Origin of the sequence: Paracoccus onchidii, assembly GCF_028294535.1 — a bacterium.
Lineage (GTDB): Bacteria > Pseudomonadota > Alphaproteobacteria > Rhodobacterales > Rhodobacteraceae > Paracoccus > Paracoccus onchidii.
This window is the reverse complement of the sequence record NZ_JAQBIE010000013.1, coordinates 82396-105432: the sequence shown is the minus strand read 5'-3', so window position 1 is coordinate 105432 and position 23037 is coordinate 82396. Positions and strand designations below refer to the sequence as shown.

Sequence of the window (23037 nt, the reverse complement as noted above, 5' to 3'; positions counted from 1 at the left end):
TTCCCGACATCACCGGGAATTTTTCCCTCAGTCTTTGGTCGTATGGACGATTTCGCCCCGGACGATCATGGTCAGAGGCAAAATGCGGGGAGAAAGGGTTTACATGTTCAAAGCGATATTCAGCATGGCGCTTGCTGCCGGACTGGCCTTGGCAACGGGCGCGGCGGCCCACGGACCGTCACGCCAGAAAACCCAGATGACCATCACACTGGATGCCAGCCCCGCCGAGGTTTGGGACGCGATCGGAAAATTCGACGATATGGGATGGCACCCTGCCGTGGCTTCGACGGAAATCACGCCCGAAGGCGCCCCGATCGATGTTCCGGATGAATCGACCCGTATTCTGCATCTCAAATCCGAAAGCGGCGATCCGACGATCACCGAGCAATTGATGAAGATCGACCCCGACAAGATGATGTATAAATACATGATCACCGAGGTTGCCGTCGAGGTGCTGCCCGTCACCAATTACTCGGCAACCATTCAGGTCAGCGACAATGACGGCAAGGCCGAGGTCATGTGGAAGGGCGGCTATTATCGCGGCTATCCCAATAACGATCCCCCTGAAAACCTGAATGACGAAGCCGCAATCGCTGCTGTAACTGCCATCTACCAGGCCGGTTTCGATGCATTGGCAGAACGGTTCGGCAAGGTCGAATAGGCTGCCATGCGGCTTTGGTTATGGGCATGGCTGGTGATCGCGTCCCCGGCACAGGCCGGGGATCTTGCCTTCATAACCTCGCAGAACGGCAATCAGGTTTCGATCATCGATCTGCAAACCCGGACGATCATCGCCAAAACGATACTGGCCGATGCCCCCGCACCGGTTGCCTATGATCCTGCCAGCGCACGGGCCTATGTCATCGCAGCGGATAGCGGACGGCTGTCCGTGATCGATGAAACCGGCACGCTGATTGACCACAGGGATCTTGGTTCCGGTGCCTTCGGTATTGCGGCGATCCCCGATGCGGGCCTGTTGGTCACCGATTGGTATGGCGACCGCGTGATGCGCCTGGACATGAATCTGGCCGAAATCTGGGTCGCGCGAACCGGACGCATACCTTCAGGCGTTGCGATCAGTGAAGACGGCGCCCTTGTCGCCACGGCCGACCGGGATGACAACGCGATCAGCCTGTTCGCCGCCGAAACAGGCAGGTTCATTCGCAAGATTTCCACCTTCGGCGAACATCCGTTCGCGGTGACCTTTCACGACGGCAAGCTGTTCAGCGCGGATGTTCTGGGTGACGCGGTATCGGTCATGGACCCCGGATCCGGTGCCTTGCTGGGGCATGTAGACACCGGCAAGCGCCCCTATGGCATCGCATTTTCCAGCGGGTTGGGCTTTGTGACCAATCAGTATTCCGGCACTGTCACGGTGTTCGACCCCGAAACCCTGACAGCGGTCGCCAGCATCGATGTCGGCGACTATCCCGAAGGCATCGCACCAATGCCCGATGGAAGCGGCGTTGTCTTGGCCAATTGGGATTCCGATACGGTCATGGTGATCGACGGTGATGATCTGGCTGTTGCCGCCGAAATCGAGGTTCCCGCCGGGCCGCGGGCATTTGGCCGGTTCACGGGACGGCAGGTTCTGCCCTGACCAGATCCGGCCCCAAATTGGCCTGCCAATCATCGATTCCACCCGGAAACCAGTTGACCCGTTGGTATCCCAGTTCAACGGCACGCTTGGCGGCATTCCAGCTCATCCAGCAATCGGCCCGGCAAAATATGACCAATGCCCTGTCGGGATCATCCCGCGTCAGATCGGCAAGCCCATCTGCCAACCGCTGCGCCTCGGCCGGGGTCAGTTTTTCATATCCGGTGTTCCACAGCCAGACGGCGCCGGGAATGGTGTCGTGGCGCGGCTCTTTCCAGATCGTGCCCTCGGGCAGACCATCAGGCTTGACCGTTCTTGGATAGACATCCACGAAACCCGCGCCGTCATTCCATAGCACAAGCGCCTCTTCGGCACCGATCACCTGCGCCCCGCTCAGGCTGTCGGGAACGGCGGCAAGATAAGGCTCGCCCCTGAATGTATCAGGTTCGGGCACCTGCCCCGCGACCGGGCTGACAATTGCGACACATAGCGCAATTGCCAGCCGGATCACGGCAACATCTCCTTGCCGTAATCATCGACCAGGGGAACACCGGCATCGCGCAACAGCGCATTGATGTCTTCCTGATGGCGCCGGATCAGGCTGTTCAGCTGACGCTTCCATTCCTGTTCGCCCGGCCGCACCCCCATGGTGATCCGATAGAACATTTTCGGGCCGCCCTGTTCCTTGAGCAAGGGGGTGAATTGCAGCTGTGGATCATCCTTGATCCGCGGACCGGCCAATGGTCCCCACAACACCGCCGCATCCAGATCGCCATCGCGAACCCCCGCGATCATCTGCCCGACCGGATCCTTGACCCGACGGTCCACGAACAGATCCCCGCCGCGCATATCCTTGGCCAGCCCGGCACGCGCCATGATCGTGGCCGGTGGACTGCCTGCAATGACCCCGATCGGATGGCCAGCCAGCGCCGGATCGTCCAGATGATCGATTTCGGCAAGCGGGCTGTCCTTTCGTGTGATGATGCCGAATACCGATGTGTAGTAATGATTGGTGTTCTGCACCAGCTCATCACCCTGAGCATATCCCATCACCACATCACAGCTTCCGGCACGAAGGGTCTTGGTGATGAACCCCATTCCCGACGGGAACCAGCTATAGGTTACGGGCAGGTCCAGCCACCCCCCGAACTGATCGGCAAGGCGGTTCTCGAAACCGCTGCCGTCACGCATCGACATCGGAGCATTGGCCGGATCGGCACAAACACGGAAACTGGTGGTCGAGCGCAGATCGGCCACTTGCGCCAGGGCGGGCTGCCCCGCGCTAAACAGGCCGATCAGCGCGCCGGTGATCAATCGCAACATGTCACATCGACATGCAGGAATCTTCCTGCTCGCGGAACTCATCCGATTTCGGTCCTTTCTTGGCCGGTCGCCCGCGCGGCAAGTCATCAGTGCCGCGTGCCAGAAGGTAAGCATAGATATCGTCGATGTAACACCAGACATTCTTGTTGGTGCCAAAGGCCGGCATCACCTGGTTCTGCGCGGTATTCACCTCTTGCTTGCCCGATGCGACAACCTGCTGGAAATCATAGTAATCCATGCGCAGAACCGATTCCTTCAATGCCGGCGCATAGGTCGACCCCTCGCCATCGGGGCCGTGGCAAACATGGCATTCCGCAGAATAGCGCCGATAGCCGTTGAAGGTGGCAAAATCGATGGCACCTTCATCATCGAACTTGTAGGTCGGAATCCCCTCGGCATTATACCAGCGGCCGTATTCCTGATAATCGGGCGTGATATCCATGCCATTTGGCAGGGTCGTGGTCTCGGACTGCGCGGCGGCCTGTCCGGCCAGCAGCACGGCAAATGCCAGCGCCGCAAGGCTGGTGGTGGCGTTCATTATTGATTTCCTCCCTAGGTTCGGACCTGTCTGCTCTCCTCAGGCAGAACCGCCCCAGTTTATCGCTGGGGCGGTCCCTTCACAGATCACTTTTGTCTTTGCGAAACGAAAGTATTAGCCTTCGCTGGGTGCATCACCGGGCAGTTCGAACACGGTCAGCTGACCACCAAGCTCGGTGTAATCGCTCAGTGAGGCATAGCCGCCGACCGCACCCAGGCCGTCATTGGGATTGGTCAGGCCCGCCGCCAGACCGATCCCGGCCCAGCCACCGACACCAGACAGGATGCCGATATACTGCTTGCCGCCCTGCACATAGGTCATGACATTGCCGATGATCCCCGAAGGGGTCTTGAACTTGTACAGTTCCTCACCCGTTTCGGCATCCACGGCCTTCAGATAGCCTTCCAGCGTGCCATAGAACACAATGTCGCCCGCGGTTGCCAGCGCCCCGGACCAGACCGAGAACTGTTCGGGCAGCGACCATTTGATCTCGCCCGCGACATTATCCCATGCGATGAAATTCCCCATGCCACCATGACTTTCAGGTGCGGGGAACATCGACAGGGTGGCGCCGACATAGGGCTGACCTGCGGTATAGGCCACGCGGAACGGTTCGTAATCCATGCAGACATGGTTCGTCGGCACGTAGAACAGGTTTGTCTTGGGCGAGAACGCCGCCGGTTGCTGGTCCTTTGATCCCAGCGCCGCAGGGCAGATGCCGGTTGTGTTGGTGTCTTCGCCATTTTGGGCGGTGGAATATTCCTCGACCACGGCCGGACGGCCATAGTTTTCGGATTCCGGGTCCATATCGACGCCGGTGGTCCAGTTCACCGCCGGATCGAATTTCTCGGCCACCAGCAATTCACCGGTCTCGCGATCAAGCGTATAGCCCAGACCGTTGCGGTCGAAATGGGTCAGCAGCTTGCGCGATTCACCATCGATTTCCTGATCGGTCAGGATCATTTCATTGACGCCGTCGAAGTCCCATTCGTCATGGGGCGTCATCTGATAGAACCATTTGGCCATGCCGGTATCGGCATCGCGGGCCATGATCGTCATCGACCATTTGTTGTCGCCGGGACGCTGCGACGGGTTCCAGGTCGAGGGGTTGCCGGTTCCGTAATAGACGAGGTTCAGGTCCGGATCATAGGAATACCAGCCCCAGGTCGTGCCGCCGCCAATCTTCCACTGATCGCCTTCCCAGCTGTTCAGGCTGCTGTCAGGGCCGACGGGCTTGCCCAGATGCATGGTGTTTTCGGGGTCAACCAGCATTTCATCATCCGGGCCGGTCGAATACGCTTTCCACGCCTCGGAGCCGTCGGCCAGATTATAGGCCGTGACGCGCCCACGCACGCCGTATTCACCACCCGAAACGCCGACGATCACCTTGTCCTTGACCGGCAGAACCGTGGCAGTGTTGGTTTCACCGATGGCGGGATCGCCCGTAACGATCTTCCATTTTTCCTCGCCCGTCATCGCATCCAGCGCAACCAGCGTCGTATCGGCCTGATGCATCAGGATCATGCCATCGGCATAGGCCACGCCGCGATTGACGGTATCACAGCACATCACCGCAATGACTTCGGGATCCTGCTGTGGTTCATACCGCCAGACGATCTTGCCGTCATTGGCCAGATCCAGCGCAAATACCTTGTTCGGGAATGGTGTATGCACATACATCATGTCGCCGATCACCAGCGGGCTGCCCTCGTGGCCGCGCAACACACCGGTCGAGAATGTCCAGGCAACGCGCAGGTCCTTGACGTTGTCCTTGTTGATCTGGTCCAGCTCGGAATAACGCGTATTGGCGTAATCGCCGGTCTGGATTGCCCATTGTTCGGATTTGGCCATTTCGGCCATGACGCTGTCATTTGCATAGGCCGTGGCACTACTCAGCAGCAGCGCCGCCGCGGCACTGTTCAGCAGGTATTTCATCGATGTGCTCCTCCGCTCTTGGATCGAACGCCGCGGGTTCTCCTCCGGCCACGGCTCTCCATTTCATCAGTGTTGGCCGCACATCTGCCTGCGTCAATCCGCCGCCCTGCCACTTACCCCTAAAGTCTGATGGGCAATTCGGCAGAGCGGACGGGAACTATTGGCAAAATTACTCAGGCCAGCCGTTCGGCATGCCAAAGCACGTGATCGGCCATGAAGGTCTGCACGAAGAAATAGCTGTGGTCATAGCCGGGCTGCATCCGGAACTGGCCCGGCTGGCGGCGCGCCATCATCGCCTGTGCCAATGCCTCGGGCTTGAGCAGGTCAAGAAACTGGTCGCTGCTGCCCTGATCTATCAGGACTTCGCCCGGATAGCCCTTTTCGGTCATCAGGATTGTCGCGTCATGCGCCCGCCAGGCAGCCTTGTCATCGCCCAGATAGGCCGAAAGCTGTTTCCTGCCCCAATCCGATTCCGTCGGGTTGGCAATGGGCGCAAAAGCCGAAACGGATCTGTAGCGATCGGGATGGGTCATCGCGATTGTCAGCGCGCCGTGGCCGCCCATTGAATGTCCGGTAATTCCCATCGCATCGCGATCAATCGGAAAGTTGTCGCCAACCAGTTCGGGCAATTCATGAACGATATACTGCCACATCTGGAAATGCGGCTTCCACGGATCCTGGGTCGCGTTCACATAGAACCCGGCGCCCTTGCCCAGATCATAGGCGTCATCGTCGGCAACATCGTCGCCGCGCGGCGACGTGTCGGGAAACACGATGGCAATGCCTGCCTCGGCACACCATTCCTGTGCGGCAGCCTTGGTCATGGCGTTTTCATGCGTGCAGGTCAGCCCCGACAGATACCACAGCACCGGAACACGGCCATGCTGTGCCTCTTCGGGCAGGAACAGGGCGAATGTCATCTCGGTGCCCGTGGTTTGCGATTTGTGGCGATAGACGCCCTGCGTCCCGCCAAAGCTGCGGTTTTCGGAAACTGTCTCGATGCTCACGCGATGCCCCTTTCAGAAAATCTAAATCCCTATCTGCGCCCCACAAAACCCGTGACCCGCACCAAGAGCAACGCGAAAACACCAGATGCCACACAAAGGGACGAGGGCAATCGTGTCCGTGGCGACACGAAAACGACAGAGGGGCAGATTTGCAGGCAACCCGACGGCGAAATCTTTTGCTTTGACGCGCCGTGCTGGAATGATGGCCACATGACCCAACATATGCACCAACGCGTTCCCCTGGGCGGCCTTTTGGCCGTGATCTTGTCCTTCGGCCCATATCAACAGGCCGAGGCATTCGAGTTCTCACAATTCATCGACCCGCAGGATGGCCGGCTTGATGCATCCGAATTTCTTGAGAAAGGCGGGTTCATTCCCGTGCCGGTCATCATTACCGAACCGGCTGTGGACGGTGGTTTCGGCATAATCGGGCAATTCATCCGAAACCCCGATACGCCGGGCGATCAACCCACCCGCACCATGTTCGGCATTGCACGCACCGGAAACGAGTCCACCGCCGGAGGTATCCTGCGCAGCGGCAGCATGTTTGACGGCGATGTGCGATACAAACTGGGCTTCGGGGCCGCCGATATCACCTTGCCGATCTTTCCTTTCGGCCTCAGTCAGCCAATCAACTATGAAAACATGACCTATGGTCTGTTCGGAACGGCACGGATGCGCTTGGGCGATAGTGACTTCTGGGCCGGCCCGCGCCTTATCTATCGCCAGGCGGACCTGTCACTGTCCTCAAGCCGAGGATTGACGCCCGAATTCGAAAGGTTACGCGACAGGGTCGATGATCTTCTTGATGTCAAACGCTATGCCGCGGTGGGGGCATCGCTGCACTATGACACACGCAACAACCCGTTCACCCCGACCGATGGCGTGAACGCGGTCCTGAAATTCGACGCCTATGGCAAGGCGATCGGAAGCGACGCGAATTTCACCAACACGCAGTTTGCAATTTCCAGCTTTGCCGATCTGGGCGCTAAGTGGGGCATGGGGATTCTGGGCACGGTCAACATGGTCGACGGAGATTCACCGTTCTTCATTGCGCCCTCCGTCGATTTGCGCGGCGTTCAGGCCGGACGATATGCCGGCGATGCCGCATTCAGCACCGAAGTCGAATTCCGTCGCCAGCTGACATCGCGATGGGCTGGCGTCGCCTTTGGCGGCTATGGCGAAACGACGGTCAGCAGTTCCGATATATTCGAGGCAGAAGACGGAATCTGGACCTATGGGGCGGGTATCCGGTATCGGATTGCGCGCAAGCTGGGACTGGATGTCGGACTGGATATCGCCAAGGGGCCGGAAGAGCATATCGTCTATATTCAGTTCGGCCACGCCTGGTCGCGCAGCATGGATTGAGCGCAACCTTGCCAATGAAGATGGCAGGGCCATCCGGCCCCGCCACCCCAAGGATCACTTCAGTTCATCGACCGAACGGATGACCTGACCCAAAAGACCGTAATCCAGCGCCTCTTGCGTGTTCAGCCAGAAATCGCGCTGCGTGTCCTGTTCGATCCTGTCGAGCTTCTGCCCCGTCGCATCGGCAAAGATCTGGTTCAGGCGGTCGCGCATCAGGCGGACCTGTTCGGCCTGAATCATCATGTCCGAGGACGTGCCGCCAATACCACCCGAGGGCTGGTGGATCAGGAAGCGCGTGTTGGGCAGGCAGTAGCGGTTTTCCTTTTCCGCGCCGACAAAGATCAGCGCGCCGGCACTGGCCACCCAGCCCGAGCCGATGGTGCGGACGGTCGGACGGATGAACTTGATCACGTCATGGATCATGTCGCCCGATTCCACATGCCCGCCAGGCGAGGAAATCAGCATGTTGATCGGATCATCGCTTTCTTCGGCCAGGGCCAGAAGATGGGCAACCGTGCGCTGCGCCAGCTTGTCATTGATTGCGCCGGCAACGATCACCGTGCGCGATTTGAAATACAGCTTGCCGATATTGTCGCCTTCGGGAAGGCCCAGGCCACCATCCTTGCCGCCCTGTTCGGGGCGATCATCGTCATCATTGTCGTCATCATCGTCCAGCCACTGATGGCGCATGGGCCTGCTCCTTGCCTTTTTCTCATAGCGACGGCGGGACCAGCGGCCCCGCCGTTCTTTTACCTAAGCAGCCGTGAAGGATCAGTAAAGCACGACCGAACGAATCGATTCACCATGATGCATCAGATCGAAGCCCTTGTTGATGTCATCAAGCCCCATGGTGTGGGTGATCATCGGGTCGATCTCGATCTTGCCGTCCATATACCAATCGACGATTTTCGGCACGTCGGTGCGCCCGCGCGCGCCGCCAAATGCCGTGCCCTTCCAGACCCGGCCGGTGACCAGCTGGAACGGGCGGGTGCTGATTTCGGCACCCGCAGGCGCGACGCCGATAACGACCGATTGCCCCCAGCCGCGATGGGTGCATTCCAGCGCATCGCGCATGACCTTGACGTTGCCCGTCGCATCAAAGCTGTAATCCGCGCCACCAATGTCGTCGAACGGGGTTTTCGTCATCTCGACGATTTCCTGAACGACATTCTCGACATTCTTCGGATTGACGAAATGGGTCATGCCGAAACGCTCGGCCATTTCCTTCTTGTCGTCGTTCAGATCGACACCGATGATCATGTCGGCACCGGCCATGCGCAGGCCCTGAATGACGTTCAGGCCGATCCCGCCCAGACCGAAGACAACGGCCTTGGCGCCGATCTCGACCTTGGCGGTGTTGATGACGGCGCCGATCCCGGTGGTCACGCCACAGCCGATATAACAGATCTTGTCGAAAGGCGCGTCCTCTCGGACCTTGGCAAGCGCAATCTCGGGCAGGACGGTGTGGTTGGCGAAGGTCGAGCAGCCCATGTAGTGATAGATCGGCGTGCCATCCAGCATCGAAAAGCGGGTGGTGCCATCGGGCATCAGGCCCTGACCCTGCGTCGCGCGGATCCGCGTGCACAGGTTGGTCTTGCCCGACAGGCAGGACGCGCATTCGCGGCATTCCGGGGTGTATAGCGGAATGACGTGATCGCCCGGCTTCAACGAGGTCACGCCGGGGCCGACCTCCAGCACGACGCCCGCGCCCTCATGTCCCAGAATTGCCGGAAAGATGCCCTCGGGGTCGGCACCCGAACGGGTGAACTCATCGGTATGGCAGATACCGGTCGCCTTGATCTCGATCAGGACCTCGCCAGCCTTGGGCCCTTCCAGATTGACCTCCATCACCTCAAGCGGTTTGCCGGCCTCTACGGCCACTGCAGCGCGGGTTCTCATTTGCTGTCTCCTGTCATTCAAGTTCGTCAGATTCCGTTGGCCAGAAGGGCGTTGGGTTTGATCCCCAAGGGCCGCGTTTCGATTGATATGCCTGCTTCGTCAAGCGGGAATGGTTCCTGTCCGTTTCGCGACATGCGTCGCGATAGCGTCCATCAATGCAGGGGAAAGCACGTCATAGGGTTCAAGGCCCAGTTCGCGCAACCGCGCCCGGATCGCGCCCATCCGGGAAGGATCGACACCCGTTTCAATCACCGAGCTGACATAGGCGGCGAATTCCGGTGCCGACCATCCCCGGTCCGGTGACAATTCGGTGTGAACAAAGTCCAGACCGTAGAACGGGTGCTGCTTGTCTTCGATCCGACCATACATGTGCACACCGCAATCACGGCAGCGATGTCGCTGAATGGCGGCCGCAGAATCGATGACCTCCAGTTTATCGGCGTTTTGCAGAATCTGGATACTGTCACGCGCCACCACGGCCACCTGACTGAACAGCGCGCCAACCGGCTTCCAGCATTTGCTGCAACCGCAGATATGGTTATGCGAGGTCTGGGCGTTGATGCGGATTGCCACCGGGTCGGTTGTGCAATGACACGACAGCACACCACCGCCAAAGGACGGGTTGCCCGGCCTGACACCACCGTCGACTGCGGGGTGAATTTTCACCCCTTCCGTTGCTGCCATGGTCCCCTCCTGCGTTGACCGAATCCCCTAAAGTTCGCGCGGGCGGGAAAAATCGGCAAGTCAGAGGAAGGTTGTAGCGCCGCGCGTGATCCGCACGGCGCAGGGGCAGAAATCAGCTGGCCGGGGTCGAGCTGACACCAACCTTTGCCGGGCGCAACAGGCGGTCATGCAGGCGGAAACCGTTATCCATGACCTGAATGATTTCGCCAGCCACGGTGCCTGGAACGGCGGCTTCGAACATTGCTTCGTGCCAGGTCGGGTCGAATTTTTCACCATGTTCAGGGCGAATCACCGTGATGCCGTGCTTGGCAAAAACATTCGACAACTCGCGCAGCGTCAGTTCGACACCTTCGATCAAGGCACCGGCAGCTTCGCGTTGTTCATCGGTTGCGGCATCAAGCGCGCGCGTCAGGGCGTCATGAACCGGCAGCAGGTCGCGCGCCAGGCGCGAACCGCCATATTGCTCGGCGTCGCGGCGATCCTTGTCGGCACGCTTGCGCGAATTCTCGGCATCGGCCAAGGCCCGCATCCATTTGTCGCGGAACTCGTCGCGCTCGGCCCGGACCGCTTCGATCTCGTCCGAAGGATCGGCCAGCGGGTCTTCGATGATGTCGTCTAGCGGCTGTTCGTTCTGTTCGGTCATTCTCAACTTATCCTTTCCGGCCGGACAACACGCGCCCGACCAGTTGGGCGGTGTAGTCGACAATCGGTACGATACGGCCATAGTTCAACCGCGTCGGACCGATGACGCCCACCGCGCCTACAATCTTTCGGTCGGCATTCATATAGGGTGAAACCACCAGAGCGGAACCCGAAAGTGAAAAAAGCTTGTTCTCGGAGCCAATGAAAATGCGCACACCATCACCCTGTTCGGTCAGTTCCAGAAACTCGACGATGTCGCGTTTGCGTTCCAGATCGTCAAACAGCACGCGTATCCGGTCCAGATCCGCCGCCTCACTATCCAGCAGGTTGGCGCGGCCGCGCACGATCAGGCGCGGATCCGTCGCCTCCGTATCCCACAGCGCCAGACCCGATTCCACCAGCTCGGCGGCCAATACGTCCAGTTCGCGCCGCCGGGCCGCGATTTCGCGGGCCATGTGACTGCGCAATTCCGGGACGGTCTTGCCCTCGGCCATGGCATTCAGGAAATTCCCGGCCTCGCGCATGGATGACGGCGTTTGCCCCGGCGGCGGCGTAAAGATCCGGTTCTCGACATGCCCATCGGCAAAGACCAGCACGACCAGCGCCCGATCCTGCGCGAGACTGACGAATTCGATATGGCGGATAGGCGCTTCATGTTTGGGCATCAGGACCAGTGACGCCCCATGCGTCAGCGAACTGAGCGTCGTGCTGACACGATCAAGAAGCATGCCCGTATCGGGATCATCATTGCCCAGGGTCTGGTCGATGGCGGCCCGGTCGGTCGGTGTGACATTGTCTATCTCCATCATGCCGTCGACGAACAGCCGCAGCCCCAATTGTGATGGCAAACGCCCCGCCGAAACATGCGGGCTGTCCAGGAGGCCCAGAAATTCCAGATCCTGCATCACATTTCTGACAGTGGCCGCGCTGACCTTTTCGGACAGTTCACGCGTCAAGCTGCGCGAACCGATCGGCTCGCCGGTTTCAAGATAGGTCTGGACCACCCGGCGAAACACTTCGCGGGACCGGTCGTTCAGTTCAGAGAGCAGCGTTTCCTGGTTCATATCCTACACGGGCTTGCGTGATGCCGGCGCAGACCTGTATTGGGCAGCCAATCTTCACCGAAAGGAATACCCATGCGCCCTTCAGGCCGGAATCTAAGCCAAATGCGCCCAATTTCAATCGAAACCGGTGTGATGCGCCATGCCGAGGGATCATGCCTGATCCGTTGTGGCAACACCCATGTTCTGTGCAGCGCCTCGATCGAGGATAATCCGCCCCGTTTTCTCAAGGGCACCGGCCTTGGCTGGGTGACGGCAGAATACGGAATGCTGCCCCGCGCCACCAACACCCGCAACCGCCGAGAGGCCGCGCAGGGCAAGCAATCGGGCCGCACTCAGGAAATCCAACGCCTGATCGGGCGCAGCCTCCGCGCCGGCGTCGATCGTGTTGCGCTGGGTGAACGTCAGATCACCATCGACTGCGATGTCATTCAGGCCGACGGCGGCACGCGCTGCGCGTCGATCACCGGTGGCTGGGTCGCATTGCGCCTTGCCGTGAACAAGCTGATGTCCGCAGGCGTTCTGCACAGCGATCCCATCGTCGATCACGTCGCCGCTGTCAGCTGCGGAATCTATGCCGGTCAGCCGGTGCTGGATCTGGATTACGCCGAAGACAGCGAAGCGGGCACCGACGGCAACTTTGTCCTGACCGGTTCAGGCAAGTTGATCGAAGTGCAGATGTCCGCCGAGGGGGCAACCTTTTCGCGCGATGAAATGAACCAGTTGCTGGATCTGGCCGATGCCGGCATGCAGGAACTTGTCGCCGCCCAGAAGGCCGCGATCGCATGAGGAAGTTCACCGAAAAGAAACTTTTGGTGGCGACCCACAATGCCGGAAAGCTGGCCGAGATGCGCGCCTTGTTGACCCCGTATGGCGTCGAGGTTATCGGCGCCGCCGAAACCGCCCTGGCCGAACCCGTCGAAACCGAGGACAATTTCGTCGGCAATGCGCGTATCAAGGCGCGCTCTGCCGTCGAGGCCACCGGCCTGCCTGCCCTGTCAGACGACAGCGGCATCAGCGTCGACGCCCTGAATGGTGCCCCCGGTGTCTATACTGCCGATTGGGCGGAAACCGGCAACGGGCGCGATTTCGCAATGGCCATGCAGCGCACCTGGAACGAGCTGGAGGCCGTTCAGGCGGCTGAACCCCGCAACGCCCAGTTTCGCTGCACTCTTGTCCTGATGTGGCCTGATGGTCATGACGAAGTGTTCGAGGGGGTGTTGCCGGGTCGCGTCGTCTGGCCCCCTCGTGGTGCCGAAGGGCATGGCTATGACCCTATCTTCATGCCGGACGGGCATGAAGTGACCCTGGGCGAAATGAGCGCCGATCAAAAGAACAGCCTCAGCCATCGTGCTCTGGCTGTCAGCCAGATGATCGAGACCTGTTTTGCATAGGATATCGACCGGCTCGCCATTCGAAAGTCAAATGGCCTATAGCCGCGCAATCGTCCGGGACAAATGGTGTTTTGTCTCGGGCGTCACCGGCTATGATTACAAAACCATGGTCATGCCGCAGGATGTGGGCCAGCAGGCCCGCAACTGCTTTGCCACGATCTTCGATGTTCTGGAGCAGGCGGGGTTCAGCCCCACCGACATCATGCGCGTCCAATATACAATCACGGATGCCGCAATGGTTCCCGACCTTGCCCCCGCCCTGCAAGAAGCATTGGGTGATATTCGACCGGCCGCAACGATGATTGTTGCGGGGCTGATCCGTCCGGAAATGAAAATCGAGATTGAAGCTACGGCGCTACGCGAATGACGGAAAACGCCCCTCAATTGACCGATGACTGGCGCGCAGGCGGGTTCGGACTATATGTTCATTGGCCCTTCTGCGCCGCCAAATGCCCCTATTGCGATTTCAACAGCCATGTTGTCGATCACATCGACCAGACCCGATGGGCTGCTGCGCTGGCTCGGGAAATCGACCGTCTTGCAGCCGAGTTGCCCGGCAGGCATCTGAACAGCATCTTCTTTGGCGGCGGCACCCCGTCGCTGATGCAACCCGAAACCGTCGATCACGTCATCCGCGCCGCAAGACGGGGCTGGGGCTTTGCAAATGATATCGAGATCTCGCTCGAGGCAAATCCGACCAGCGTCGAAATGGGCCGCTTTCGCGGCTATGCTCAGGCCGGCGTGAATCGTCTGTCCATGGGCATACAGGCTCTGGACGATCAGGATCTTCGGCGCCTAGGGCGCCTGCATTCCGTGGCCGAGGCCCGCGCGGCCTTTGACGTGGCCCGCGACTGCTTTGACCGGGTCAGCTTTGACCTGATTTACGCACGCCAGAACCAAAGCATCGACCAATGGCGCAACGAACTGCGCGAAGCCATCGCCATGGCGGTCGACCACCTCTCGCTCTATCAACTGACCGTAGAGCCCGGCACAGCCTTTGGCGCGCGCGCAGCGGCAGGAAAGCTGCGCGACCTGCCTACCGACGATCTGGCCGCAGATATGTATCTTGAAACGCAAGAGATCTGCGCGGCGGCCGGAATGCCCGGCTATGAAACATCGAACCATGCTGCACCGGGATCGGAAAGCCGCCACAACCTGATCTATTGGCGTCAAGGAGACTGGGTCGCCGTCGGACCCGGTGCCCATGGCAGGATCACCCTGCCCCATGGACGCTATGCAACCGAAGCGTATCGCGCCCCCGGAGAATGGCTGGCAGCGGTCACCCAGAATGGCACCGGCGACAAGGACAGATCCCTGGTGCCGACCGAAGAGATGGCATTGGAATATCTGCTCATGTCGATGCGGCTGCACGAGGGTATGGATATAGCCCGCTACGAACGTCTGGTCGGACACGAACTTGTGCCCGGGACAATCGCCCATCTAACCGATATGGGTATGATCACACGATCTGACGGGCGTCTGGCCACGACAGCCGAAGGCAGGCCCGTCCTGAATGCGATATTGCGCGAATTGGCGGATTGACATGCGATTGTTCTGGTATGCGTTCGGGGCGTTTTTTCTGGGCTTGGCCATTATCGGCATCGCCCTGCCCGTCATGCCGACGGTACCGTTCCTGTTGGTTGCCGCATGGGCCTTTGCAAAAAGTTCGCCCGAGTTGCGGCGCAAGATCCAGGAACATCCGACATACGGCCCCTCAGTTCGTGCCTGGCAGGAACGCGGTGCCATAAGCAGAAACGCCAAGATCTGGGCTGTTGGCGCAATGACATTCGGAATTGCCATTTCCTTCTGGGTCGGAATGCCCGTCTGGGTGGTCGCCACGCAGGCAAGTATCTGCGCCGTTGTCGGTGTCTATGTCACCACCCGTCCGGACCTATAATCGCTTATATGGTGCGCCGAGTGCTGGATTCTACAATATCAGCGGTGCCCGCCTAGAATTTGGCAAAGTTGATCCAGCTGCTCCAGATCCTTGTAGGCGATGGCGATCGTTCCGCCCTTTGTGCCACCGTGATCGATCGAAACCTTCATGCTCAGCTGAGCGGAAAGGTCCGATTCCAAGGCGCGCGTATCGGCATCTTTCTCTCGTTGCCGGCGGGCCGGTTTTTTGCCTTGCTCATCAGGATTGATCTGTTTGCGCACCAGTTCCTCGGTTTCGCGCACTGACAACCCTTTTTCCATCACCTTTCGGGCAAGCAGAGCCGGATTGGGCGCTGTGATCAACGCACGCGCGTGACCGGCCGACAATTTGCCTTCCTTGACGAAATCCTGAACTTGATCCGGAAGGTTCAACAGGCGCAGCAGATTTGCGATATGACTGCGGCTTTTGTTCAGGGCATCTGCCAAACGCTCTTGCGTGTGACCAAAGCGATCCATAAGCTGGCGGAAGGACGCCGCTTCCTCGATCGCGTTCAGATCAGCGCGTTGAATATTCTCGATAATCGCGACTTCCAATACTTCTGTATCGGACAGTTGGCGAACAATCACGGGCAATTCATGCAGCTGCGCCATTTGCGCAGCGCGCCAACGCCGCTCACCTGCAACGATCTGGAAAATTCCATCGTCCTGTGGATGCGGACGCACGATCAACGGCTGAAGAACCCCGCGGTTTTTCAGTGAATCGGCCAGTTCCCGCAATGCTTCCGGCTCAAAACTGCGCCGTGGCTGATCTGGATTGGCCGTAATCTGTTCAATCGGGATCATGGTCCGATCGCGTGTCGGATTTGCGGGTTCCGCAGTCGACAGATCCATATCGGCCATCAATGCAGAAAGGCCGCGTCCCAGCCCCCGTTTTGCCAGCTTGTTATCCCCCATTTTACGCCACCTCCCTGGCAATTCTCGCGCGTGTGGCGAATTCTTCCGCAAATTTTATATAAGACAAGCTGCCCTTCGAGGCAGGATCGTAGACCAATACGGGCTGGGCATGCGACGGCGCCTCGGACACACGGACATTCCGAGGGATCACGGTTTGATAAACAAGCTCTCCCAAGGTTTCGCGGGCATCAGCTTCGACTTGCTGGGACAAGTTGTTTCGATAATCAGACATTGTCAAAAGAACGCCGTTAATTCGAAGATCTGGGTTGGCGGTTTGACGAACGTGCTGCACAGTCGAAAGCAGTTGGGACAGCCCTTCCAAAGCATAAAATTCGGCTTGCAATGGAACCAATACACTGTCTGCCGCAACCATTGCATTCAATGTCAGCAAACCAAGCGCGGGCGGACAGTCAATCAGAACAATCTTCCCCTGCGATGAATCCGTCAGCTTTCTCCGCAAAAGCCGAATGCGGTCCTGTACTTGCGAAAGCTGGACATCCGCTGACGCCAGATCAGATGTCGCGGGAACGACTTTGAGGTTGTCAATATCTGTGCCGAGGGCACATTCTTCCAGAGACTCATCGCCGGCAAGAAGATCGTAAACATTCAACTCTCGCTGCTCGAGATCGATACCCAAACCGGTTGACGCATTCCCCTGAGGATCCAAATCTACCAGGATCGTCTGATGACCCAGCTTGGCAAGAGCGGCACCAAGATTGATCGCGGTCGTAGTTTTTCCCACCCCGCCTTTCTGATTGGCGATAGCCACAATACAGGTCTCAGACATGGGAAACCTCGCTCACCTTCAGTACAGCTGCCTCATCACTTGTCTTACTTGGAAAAGTCTCAAGATTGAATGCCCAATTTTCTCTGGCCTCATCAACTTCTGCTTGCCAGTTCCGACCTTTGAGAAGCCAGGCTTCTCCGGAAGCTCTCAGGTGCAGATCCAGAAACGTCAGTAGAACCGGTAAGCCCGCCAAAGCGCGTGCCGAAACATAATCAGCATTCAACGAAGGTATGCGCTCAATCCGATCACATTTCACTTTTGCGTTAGTGAGTGATAATTCCCGAATAGCTGTGCGCAGAAATGTTGCTTTACGCTGATCGCTTTCAACAAGCGTAAAAGAAAGATCTGTTTCGCGGAATGCAACCGCAAGAACGATTCCTGGAAACCCACCTCCAGAACCTAAATCAGCCCAATGACCAGAAAAAGGCGCGGCATTCTCAAAAATTTGAAGTGAATCAGAGATATGTCGGTCCCAAAATGCTGGCAGAGTGGATCCAGAAACCAAGTTTATTCTCGAATTCCACTTTTCCGCGAGTGCCTGAAATTCTTTCAGGAGGTCCATTGTTTCACGTGAAACATCAACCTTCATGCAGTTTTCCTGGACTTGGTTCGTGTGATTGCAACAATAAGCGAAAGCGCGGCAGGTGTTATCCCTTCGATCTTCGCAGCCGCGGCTAATGTTCTAGGCTTTACATCTACCAACTTCGCAGTCAACTCGGCGGAAAGTCCTGATATCTTTGCATAATCTAGGTCTTCTGGTAGATAGACCGCTTCATCTGAACGGAGCGCCGCAGCATCCTGAGCCTGCCTATCGCTATATTGTGCATATAGCGCATCGTTCTGAAGCTGCGCTAAGGTTTCCGAAGAAAATTCAGTCAATCTCGGTTCAAGATCAAGAATCGTACTTCTATCTATGGTCCCTAAGCCCAGAAGCGCAAATGCCGAGCGTTTCTGCCCATCCATTCGCACTTTAAGACCTGCGCGCGATAGCTCTGTTGGTGAAAACAAGCTAGATTGACCAATTTCACGCGCCTTTTCATAGCGTTCTTGGCGATCAAGGAAAAATTCTTTTCTCTGACTAGAAACGCAGCCCAAGTCAATTCCAAGAGGTGTAAGACGTTGGTCTGCATTGTCTGCGCGCAGGGTTAGCCGGAATTCCGCGCGCGACGTAAACATTCGATACGGCTCGGTCACCCCTCGAGTTGTCAGATCATCAATCATGACACCGAGGTAACTATTTGTTCTACTGAACCGGATCATCTCTTCGTTGCGCGCCAATTTTGCGGCATTTAAACCGGCCACCAAGCCCTGTGCCGCGGCCTCTTCGTATCCAGTAGTGCCGTTGATTTGCCCGGCAAGAAACAATCCTTCAACCGAACGCATTGCCAACGTCGCGTCCAGAGATCGCGGATCCACATAATCATACTCTACGGCATAGCCAGGCTGAAGGATTTGTACAGATTCAAGCCCATTTATTGACCTGACATATGCCTCTTGTACATCCAATGGAAGCGAAGTGGAGATACCATTGGGATAAACGGTGTCGTCATTCAGGCCCTCTGGTTCTAGAAATATTTGATGCGAGGTTTTGTCATGAAAACGAACAATTTTATCTTCAATTGACGGGCAATACCTGGGTCCTCGCCCGGAAATATGCCCGCCATACATGGCAGAGCGAGATAGATTTTCCCGAATAATATTATGGGTATGCTCATTTGTATGTGTGACACCGCACGAAATCTGCTCAGCTGCCGGTGCCTCACTCAGATAAGAAAACATCGTTGGAACGTCATCACCTGGCTGCACTTCCAACCCTGCCCAGTTGATAGTCTTTCCCTTGAGTCTTGGTGGTGTACCCGTTTTCAACCGGCCGAAAGAAACGCCGAAGTCCCGTATTGAATCGGCCAAACGATTTGATGGTTGATTTCCCCAACGCCCGGCGGACCGGCTTTCTTCACCAATATGGATAACGCCATTTAGAAAAGTGCCGGTCGTGAGAATAACGGCAGCAGCTGACAGTTTGGTTCCGTCCGCAAGCTCGATACCTACAATTTTGCCAGATTTTTCAGTCAATCCAGCCACTTCGCCCAACAACAAAGAAAGATTCGTTTGCCGGGTGACGAGTTCTCCAGCCGCCTCCCGATAGAGCGACCGATCCATTTGTGCGCGCGGGCCTTGAACCGCCGGTCCCTTCCGACGATTTAACAGCCGAAATTGAATACCGGCACGATCCGCCAATCGCCCCATGACACCGTCAAGTGCATCGATTTCACGGACAAGATGGCCTTTTCCCAATCCACCAATGGCGGGATTACACGACAGTGAACCGAGATCTGACTTTTGCATTGTAACCAGCGCAGTAGCGACACCCATGCGCGCTGCTGCGCAAGCCGCTTCCAATCCTGCGTGGCCTGCCCCGATAACAATGACGTCAAATTGTTTCACGTGAAACACCCTCTATTTCCCGATGCAAAAAGACGAGAAGATTACATCTAGATACTCTTCCGCACCGATTCGGCCAAGCAATCGATCCAACGAAACCGCTGTTTGACGAATCGACTCCGCCACAATTTCAGCCGGTAGGTCCGTATCAACATCAAGTGAAGCCGCCGCAGTTCGAAGTGCTGATGCCTGCCGCTCGTGACTGATAATAGAGGCGCCTGAAATACGTTCTTGAAGAATTGAGTACAGCCTCTGCAGGAGATCATCAAATCCGTTCCCATTCAAAGCTGAAACAGACATCCCATCTTCACCGGTAGAAAGATCAGATTTGCTGCGCACCACAATATCCCCAGGAACAAACAGCTCGGTATCCGCATCGCCGAACTCGGATAGGTGAATTCTAAGATCCGCAGCCTCGGCTCTTATTCTTGCGGCGTCAACACCAAGACTTTCGACAACATCATCGGTCTCACGCAAACCAGCCGTATCGAGAAGCGTTACCGCAATACCTTTCAGATCAATCCGCAGTTCAATAATATCTCTTGTTGTTCCCGCGATATCTGAAACAAGTGCAACGTTTCTCTTTGCTATACGATTGATAAAGCTTGATTTTCCTGTGTTTGGGGGACCGACAATGGCCACTTCGAATCCGGTCCGCAACCTTTCTGCCGCCGGAAAACCTGAAATCTCGGCATCAATTTCCTGACGCAGCTGCTGCAATAGATCGAATACTTCGCTTGGAATGTCATCGGGCACTTCTTCATCGGCGAAATCGACACTGACCTCTACAAGCGCACCCGCCCTGATCAGCAACTCTCGCCAAGCAGCAACCTTTGTCCCCAGTTCACCGCCGCTACTGCGCAGTGCAAGTCGCCGTTGAAGCTCTGTTTCCGCTTCAAGAAGATCGCCAAGCCCTTCAACTTCGGCCAGATCCATACGGCCATTAAGAAAGGCCCTTCGGGTAAATTCACCTGCTTCAGCCTGGCGTGCACCCGACATAGCAAGAACAGCCTGGACCCGACGAGAAATTACTGGCGCCCCATGCAGGTGAAGTTCTGCGACCTCTTCCCCCGTGAAGCTTGATCCATCTTCAAACCAGATGGCCAATGCATGATCGAGTTCCTCGCCTTTATAGCGAAGAGTCCGAAAATATGCATGGCGCGGATCTGGCATAGACCCGCAGAGAAGCTCGGCAAGATCGCGAGCTCCATCTCCACTAATCCGAATGACCGAAACGCCCCCCCGCCCTGGCGGGGTGGCCTCGGAATAAATCAGGTCCATCTCAGCCTCGTCAGGCGTTCATCGAATCGAAGAACTCGGAATTGCTCTTGGTTTGTTTCAGCTTGGAAATAAGGAACTCGACCGCATCCGTCGTTCCCATCGGGTTCAGGATCCGACGAAGCAAATAGGTCTTTTGCAGATCCTTGGCATCGACCAGAAGTTCTTCCTTCCGGGTTCCGGATTTCAGGATGTCCATCGCCGGGAACACCCGCTTGTCCGCAACCTTGCGATCAAGCACGATCTCGCTGTTGCCGGTACCCTTGAACTCTTCAAAGATGACTTCATCCATACGCGAACCGGTGTCGATCAACGCGGTCGCAATGATTGTCAGACTGCCACCTTCTTCGATATTCCGGGCCGCACCAAAGAACCGTTTCGGACGCTGCAAGGCGTTGGCATCGACGCCACCAGTTAAAACCTTGCCCGAACTAGGCACCACGGTATTGAAGGCTCTACCAAGTCTTGTGATCGAATCAAGCAAGATAACAACATCTCGCTTATGCTCGACCAGGCGCTTTGCCTTTTCAATGACCATTTCAGACACAGCAACATGCCTGCTGGCCGGTTCGTCGAAGGTCGAAGAGATCACTTCACCATGCACGCTGCGCTGCATATCGGTGACCTCTTCGGGGCGTTCATCGATCAACAGAACGATCAGGTAGCATTCCGGATGATTGCGTTCGATCGAATGCGCGATGTTTTGCAGCAAAACCGTCTTACCCGTCCGAGGAGGCGCAACGATCAAAGACCGCTGGCCCTTGCCGATCGGTGAGACAAGATCGATGATCCGGGCACTGCGATCCTTGATCGTCGGATCCTCGATCTCCATTTTCAGGCGATCATTCGGATAAAGCGGCGTCAGGTTGTCAAAGGCAACCTTGTGACGGGCTTTTTCGGGGCTTTCAAAATTGATCCTCTCGACCTTGGTCAGCGCAAAATAGCGCTCATTCTCGCCAGGTGCGCGAATAACGCCTTCGACCGTGTCACCAGTGCGCAGGCTGTGCTGACGGATCATGTCGGGACTGACATAGATATCATCCGGACCGGGAAGATAGTTCGCCTCGGTTGACCGCAAAAAACCGAAACCGTCCTGAACCACCTCGAGAACACCTTCCCCGCCGATGTCCCAGCCTTCATCGGCATGCTCTTTGAGGATCGAGAACATCATCTCGCCCTTGCGCATGGTTGATGCGTTCTCGATTTCCCATTCTTCGGCCATCGCCAGAAGATCCGCCGGGCTTTTGGCCTTGAGGTCGGACAGGTTCAATCGTTCTTCGGTCATAGGTAATCACCAGATCGCCACGCCTGCATCGGCTGGCAGCTAATTCGTTCGTCGGGGAATCCCGTGCCGGATGGACGGGTTTGACCGCGCAGATAAGCGCCATCAGGCCACGAGTCAATCTTTGCGTTCAGAATTTCACAATAACCGACAGAACAATGACCAACATCAGCAGCGTCGGAACCTCATTCATCATCCGGTATTGCCGCCCGCTCAGCGATGATCCTTGCAGCAATTTGACATGTTGTCCTGCACACCAGTGATGAAATCCGGTCATGGCAATGACGCTGGCGGCCTTGGTCCAGGGCCAAATCATCGTCCAGTCAACGATACCGGGTGTCAGGACAAGGCAAATACCGCTGATCCAGGTCGCAATCATTGCGGGACGCATGATCACGCCCAGTAATTTGCGTTCCATGATCTCGAAGCTTGCTGTGGGTTCGCCATCAGGGCCGCCTCGTTCGGCATGATAGACAAACAATCGCGGCAGATAGAACAGTCCGGCCATCCAGGAAATGACGGCCATGACGTGAAACGCCTTCGCGTAGGGATAGATCGTTGCAAGCATGACAGGTCCAGGAAATCCGATCTCCCTCACTTAAAATATAAAAGTATAGAAAGAAATGTTGTTGTTGTAGGGCCTGTGGACATTGGGATCGGCGGCTTATCCGACGTGATTTCCCCTGATTTCAGCTTTGTGGACAAGGATTCTGAATTCGGGCAAAAAAAGGAAAAAATTCTTTTTTAACAAAACGATGACTTGTGGATAATTCTGTGACTAAATGTCAGAGACACGGTTTATCCACAAGAAGCCGAAAGCAGCTTTTCAACTTATCCACTTGTGGATCAAGTGCCTTCGTTCTTGTTTCGTCCAAAGTGGAATCCGCGTGGTTTTTGTCTGACCACAATTCAAACACATACGACAAGGACTCTTCTCCATAGGGTTATCCACAAGCATTCCTGCCTCAACG

General features: G+C 57.0%; 25 protein-coding genes. 8 read left to right on the top strand and 17 right to left on the bottom strand.

The window, feature by feature from the left end; translation table 11 throughout:
• Window positions 1-103 precede the first annotated feature (103 nt).
• Together PAF17_RS11810 and PAF17_RS11805 are read left to right on the top strand one after the other, a co-directional pair.
• Window positions 104-661: an SRPBCC family protein gene (locus PAF17_RS11810; protein WP_271889301.1), complete on the top strand. Its 558-nt coding sequence runs from the start codon at window positions 104-106 to the stop codon at window positions 659-661.
• 6 nt (window positions 662-667) lie between these two features.
• Window positions 668-1600 carry a YncE family protein gene (locus PAF17_RS11805; protein WP_271889300.1) on the top strand — a complete coding sequence of 311 codons (933 nt, stop codon included), beginning with the start codon at window positions 668-670 and terminating at the stop codon, window positions 1598-1600.
• Here PAF17_RS11805 and PAF17_RS11800 read toward each other — a convergent pair.
• The 5 genes from PAF17_RS11800 to fghA all read right to left on the bottom strand — a co-directional run bounded on the left by PAF17_RS11800 (window position 1575) and on the right by fghA (window position 6400).
• On the bottom strand, window positions 1575-2108 hold the full coding sequence (locus tag PAF17_RS11800; protein WP_334223667.1) for a rhodanese-like domain-containing protein: 534 nt from the start codon (window positions 2106-2108) through the stop codon (window positions 1575-1577). The two genes, PAF17_RS11805 and PAF17_RS11800, sit on opposite strands and share 26 nt — an antisense overlap.
• Window positions 2105-2920 carry a quinoprotein dehydrogenase-associated putative ABC transporter substrate-binding protein gene (locus PAF17_RS11795; RefSeq protein WP_271889299.1) on the bottom strand — a complete coding sequence of 272 codons (816 nt, stop codon included), beginning with the start codon at window positions 2918-2920 and terminating at the stop codon, window positions 2105-2107. The genes PAF17_RS11800 and PAF17_RS11795 overlap by 4 nt, the downstream gene beginning before the upstream one ends.
• 1 nt (window position 2921) lies before the next feature.
• On the bottom strand, window positions 2922-3458 hold the full coding sequence (locus tag PAF17_RS11790) for a c-type cytochrome, methanol metabolism-related (protein ID WP_271889298.1): 537 nt from the start codon (window positions 3456-3458) through the stop codon (window positions 2922-2924).
• A 114-nt stretch (window positions 3459-3572) separates the two neighbouring features.
• Window positions 3573-5393, bottom strand: coding sequence for a methanol/ethanol family PQQ-dependent dehydrogenase (locus PAF17_RS11785; protein WP_271889297.1), 1821 nt, complete (start codon window positions 5391-5393; stop codon window positions 3573-3575).
• Window positions 5394-5566: 173 nt separating this feature from the next.
• On the bottom strand, window positions 5567-6400 hold the full coding sequence (fghA, locus tag PAF17_RS11780) for an S-formylglutathione hydrolase (protein WP_271889296.1): 834 nt from the start codon (window positions 6398-6400) through the stop codon (window positions 5567-5569).
• 210 nt (window positions 6401-6610) lie between these two features.
• Between fghA and PAF17_RS11775 the strand changes: the two genes are divergently transcribed.
• The gene (locus tag PAF17_RS11775; protein ID WP_271889295.1) at window positions 6611-7768 is read left to right on the top strand and encodes a BamA/TamA family outer membrane protein; all 1158 of its coding nucleotides are present in this window, start codon (window positions 6611-6613) and stop codon (window positions 7766-7768) included.
• 54 nt (window positions 7769-7822) lie between these two features.
• Here the strand turns inward: PAF17_RS11775 and PAF17_RS11770 are convergent, their stop codons facing one another.
• The 5 genes from PAF17_RS11770 to hrcA form a co-directional block, all read right to left on the bottom strand.
• Window positions 7823-8458, bottom strand: a complete 636-nt coding sequence (locus tag PAF17_RS11770) for an ATP-dependent Clp protease proteolytic subunit (RefSeq protein WP_271889294.1) — start codon at window positions 8456-8458, stop codon at window positions 7823-7825.
• A gap of 81 nt (window positions 8459-8539) precedes the next feature.
• Window positions 8540-9667: an S-(hydroxymethyl)glutathione dehydrogenase/class III alcohol dehydrogenase gene (locus PAF17_RS11765; RefSeq protein WP_271889293.1), complete on the bottom strand. Its 1128-nt coding sequence runs from the start codon at window positions 9665-9667 to the stop codon at window positions 8540-8542.
• A gap of 99 nt (window positions 9668-9766) precedes the next feature.
• A complete protein-coding gene (gene gfa / locus PAF17_RS11760; protein ID WP_271889292.1) occupies window positions 9767-10351 on the bottom strand; it encodes an S-(hydroxymethyl)glutathione synthase in 585 nt (194 codons plus the stop codon).
• Between the two features lie 112 nt (window positions 10352-10463).
• Window positions 10464-10994: a nucleotide exchange factor GrpE gene (locus tag PAF17_RS11755; RefSeq protein WP_271889291.1), complete on the bottom strand. Its 531-nt coding sequence runs from the start codon at window positions 10992-10994 to the stop codon at window positions 10464-10466.
• A gap of 7 nt (window positions 10995-11001) precedes the next feature.
• Window positions 11002-12057: a heat-inducible transcriptional repressor HrcA gene (hrcA, locus tag PAF17_RS11750; RefSeq protein WP_271889290.1), complete on the bottom strand. Its 1056-nt coding sequence runs from the start codon at window positions 12055-12057 to the stop codon at window positions 11002-11004.
• A 72-nt stretch (window positions 12058-12129) separates the two neighbouring features.
• On the opposite strand from hrcA, the gene rph reads away from it, so the two are divergent.
• From rph to PAF17_RS11725, 5 genes are read left to right on the top strand one after another with little or no spacing between them, the layout of a single operon-like run.
• A complete protein-coding gene (gene rph / locus PAF17_RS11745; protein ID WP_271889289.1) occupies window positions 12130-12843 on the top strand; it encodes a ribonuclease PH in 714 nt (237 codons plus the stop codon).
• Window positions 12840-13448, top strand: coding sequence for an RdgB/HAM1 family non-canonical purine NTP pyrophosphatase (gene rdgB / locus PAF17_RS11740; protein ID WP_271889288.1), 609 nt, complete (start codon window positions 12840-12842; stop codon window positions 13446-13448). The genes rph and rdgB overlap by 4 nt, the downstream gene beginning before the upstream one ends.
• A complete protein-coding gene (locus PAF17_RS11735; protein ID WP_271889287.1) occupies window positions 13441-13815 on the top strand; it encodes a RidA family protein in 375 nt (124 codons plus the stop codon). The genes rdgB and PAF17_RS11735 overlap by 8 nt, the downstream gene beginning before the upstream one ends.
• Window positions 13812-14990 carry a radical SAM family heme chaperone HemW gene (gene hemW, locus PAF17_RS11730; RefSeq protein ID WP_271889286.1) on the top strand — a complete coding sequence of 393 codons (1179 nt, stop codon included), beginning with the start codon at window positions 13812-13814 and terminating at the stop codon, window positions 14988-14990. The genes PAF17_RS11735 and hemW overlap by 4 nt, the downstream gene beginning before the upstream one ends.
• A gap of 1 nt (window position 14991) precedes the next feature.
• Window positions 14992-15345: a YbaN family protein gene (locus PAF17_RS11725; RefSeq protein WP_271889285.1), complete on the top strand. Its 354-nt coding sequence runs from the start codon at window positions 14992-14994 to the stop codon at window positions 15343-15345.
• Window positions 15346-15383: 38 nt separating this feature from the next.
• Here PAF17_RS11725 and PAF17_RS11720 read toward each other — a convergent pair whose 3' ends face one another.
• From PAF17_RS11720 to PAF17_RS11690, 7 genes are all read right to left on the bottom strand, one after another.
• Window positions 15384-16277, bottom strand: a complete 894-nt coding sequence (locus tag PAF17_RS11720) for a ParB/RepB/Spo0J family partition protein (protein ID WP_271889284.1) — start codon at window positions 16275-16277, stop codon at window positions 15384-15386.
• Window position 16278: 1 nt separating this feature from the next.
• Entirely contained in the window at window positions 16279-17064 is a 786-nt protein-coding gene (locus PAF17_RS11715; protein WP_271889283.1) for a ParA family protein, read from the bottom strand.
• Window positions 17057-17653: a 16S rRNA (guanine(527)-N(7))-methyltransferase RsmG gene (gene rsmG / locus PAF17_RS11710; RefSeq protein ID WP_271889282.1), complete on the bottom strand. Its 597-nt coding sequence runs from the start codon at window positions 17651-17653 to the stop codon at window positions 17057-17059. The genes PAF17_RS11715 and rsmG overlap by 8 nt, the downstream gene beginning before the upstream one ends.
• On the bottom strand, window positions 17650-19509 hold the full coding sequence (gene mnmG / locus PAF17_RS11705) for a tRNA uridine-5-carboxymethylaminomethyl(34) synthesis enzyme MnmG (RefSeq protein WP_271889281.1): 1860 nt from the start codon (window positions 19507-19509) through the stop codon (window positions 17650-17652). Before mnmG ends, rsmG begins: the two co-directional genes overlap by 4 nt.
• 12 nt (window positions 19510-19521) lie before the next feature.
• Window positions 19522-20787, bottom strand: coding sequence for a tRNA uridine-5-carboxymethylaminomethyl(34) synthesis GTPase MnmE (gene mnmE, locus PAF17_RS11700; RefSeq protein ID WP_271889280.1), 1266 nt, complete (start codon window positions 20785-20787; stop codon window positions 19522-19524).
• A 10-nt stretch (window positions 20788-20797) separates the two neighbouring features.
• Complete coding sequence (rho, locus tag PAF17_RS11695; protein ID WP_271889279.1) at window positions 20798-22069, bottom strand: transcription termination factor Rho; 1272 nt, start codon at window positions 22067-22069, stop codon at window positions 20798-20800.
• Window positions 22070-22196: 127 nt separating this feature from the next.
• Window positions 22197-22634 (bottom strand): CopD family protein, encoded by a 438-nt coding sequence (locus PAF17_RS11690; protein WP_271889278.1) that lies wholly within the window; start codon window positions 22632-22634, stop codon window positions 22197-22199.
• Between the last annotated feature and the right edge of the window lie 403 nt (window positions 22635-23037).

Coding starts and splice junctions, on each gene's coding strand:
- rdgB (WP_271889288.1), top strand. CDS start 12,840: ATGAGGAAGTTCACCGAAAAGAAACTTTTGGTGGCGACCCACAATGCC.
- PAF17_RS11715 (WP_271889283.1), bottom strand. CDS start 17,064: ATGTCTGAGACCTGTATTGTGGCTATCGCCAATCAGAAAGGCGGGGTG.
- rho (WP_271889279.1), bottom strand. CDS start 22,069: ATGACCGAAGAACGATTGAACCTGTCCGACCTCAAGGCCAAAAGCCCG.
- PAF17_RS11790 (WP_271889298.1), bottom strand. CDS start 3,458: ATGAACGCCACCACCAGCCTTGCGGCGCTGGCATTTGCCGTGCTGCTG.
- PAF17_RS11775 (WP_271889295.1), top strand. CDS start 6,611: ATGACCCAACATATGCACCAACGCGTTCCCCTGGGCGGCCTTTTGGCC.
- PAF17_RS11770 (WP_271889294.1), bottom strand. CDS start 8,458: ATGCGCCATCAGTGGCTGGACGATGATGACGACAATGATGACGATGAT.
- mnmE (WP_271889280.1), bottom strand. CDS start 20,787: ATGGACCTGATTTATTCCGAGGCCACCCCGCCAGGGCGGGGGGGCGTT.
- gfa (WP_271889292.1), bottom strand. CDS start 10,351: ATGGCAGCAACGGAAGGGGTGAAAATTCACCCCGCAGTCGACGGTGGT.
- rph (WP_271889289.1), top strand. CDS start 12,130: ATGCGCCCTTCAGGCCGGAATCTAAGCCAAATGCGCCCAATTTCAATC.
- hrcA (WP_271889290.1), bottom strand. CDS start 12,057: ATGAACCAGGAAACGCTGCTCTCTGAACTGAACGACCGGTCCCGCGAA.
- hemW (WP_271889286.1), top strand. CDS start 13,812: ATGACGGAAAACGCCCCTCAATTGACCGATGACTGGCGCGCAGGCGGG.
- PAF17_RS11755 (WP_271889291.1), bottom strand. CDS start 10,994: ATGACCGAACAGAACGAACAGCCGCTAGACGACATCATCGAAGACCCG.
- PAF17_RS11795 (WP_271889299.1), bottom strand. CDS start 2,920: ATGTTGCGATTGATCACCGGCGCGCTGATCGGCCTGTTTAGCGCGGGG.
- rsmG (WP_271889282.1), bottom strand. CDS start 17,653: ATGAAGGTTGATGTTTCACGTGAAACAATGGACCTCCTGAAAGAATTT.
- PAF17_RS11785 (WP_271889297.1), bottom strand. CDS start 5,393: ATGAAATACCTGCTGAACAGTGCCGCGGCGGCGCTGCTGCTGAGTAGT.
- PAF17_RS11810 (WP_271889301.1), top strand. CDS start 104: ATGTTCAAAGCGATATTCAGCATGGCGCTTGCTGCCGGACTGGCCTTG.
- PAF17_RS11765 (WP_271889293.1), bottom strand. CDS start 9,667: ATGAGAACCCGCGCTGCAGTGGCCGTAGAGGCCGGCAAACCGCTTGAG.
- PAF17_RS11725 (WP_271889285.1), top strand. CDS start 14,992: ATGCGATTGTTCTGGTATGCGTTCGGGGCGTTTTTTCTGGGCTTGGCC.
- PAF17_RS11690 (WP_271889278.1), bottom strand. CDS start 22,634: ATGCTTGCAACGATCTATCCCTACGCGAAGGCGTTTCACGTCATGGCC.
- PAF17_RS11805 (WP_271889300.1), top strand. CDS start 668: ATGCGGCTTTGGTTATGGGCATGGCTGGTGATCGCGTCCCCGGCACAG.
- PAF17_RS11720 (WP_271889284.1), bottom strand. CDS start 16,277: ATGGGGGATAACAAGCTGGCAAAACGGGGGCTGGGACGCGGCCTTTCT.